We start from the raw sequence: 548 nt of genomic DNA, 5'->3' as shown, positions 1-548 counted from the left end.
TTCGCCTCCAAGAGCCTAGGCATCCTCCATACACTCTTACTTACTTTCTTTATGCTCATTACTAAACTAGTTTCGCAACTAATCTAGAATGACCCTATTTCCTCTCACAACATGTCAATGAACTTTTTCCTAGTCTCTATCCCCAAGGGCAAGGTCACATGCTTGCTCAACAGTGTACCCCTCTTGGGAGACTAAAATAGTAGTAATAAGTAGCTATGCCTGTATATGGTATATGGACTTACTCCTTATACCTGCTGTACCAGCATACGCTCTCTTACTTTTTCTTCAATGTATCCTTAGCCTACTGCTTTGGATTTAGATGTTTTCTTCGACAGTCTCTCCTGTATGTCCTTGTACAATATACCTTGTACTTTGTACCGCTGCCAAAGGCAGCCAGTGGAGAATATCGGAGTCGATCGGGCCGGCCTTCCGGCGATGACCTCTTGAATGCTTGGCACTCTCTCTTCCTTTACCCCTTGTGGAGAATATCGGAGTCGAACCGATGACCTCTTGAATGCAAATCAAGCGCTCTAGCCAGCTGAGCTAAT

1 tRNA gene is annotated in these 548 nt (G+C 44.5%); it reads right to left on the bottom strand.

Annotation, left to right across the window (positions count from 1 at the left end):
* Positions 1–479 precede the first annotated feature (479 nt).
* Positions 480–548 (bottom strand) — tRNA-Ala (locus KWJ01_RS13300).

Origin of the sequence: Cesiribacter sp. SM1, assembly GCF_020178975.1 — a bacterium.
Lineage (GTDB): Bacteria > Bacteroidota > Bacteroidia > Cytophagales > Cyclobacteriaceae > Cesiribacter.
The sequence above is the reverse complement of the archived record's forward strand: the minus strand, read 5'-3'. Positions and strand labels throughout refer to the sequence as shown.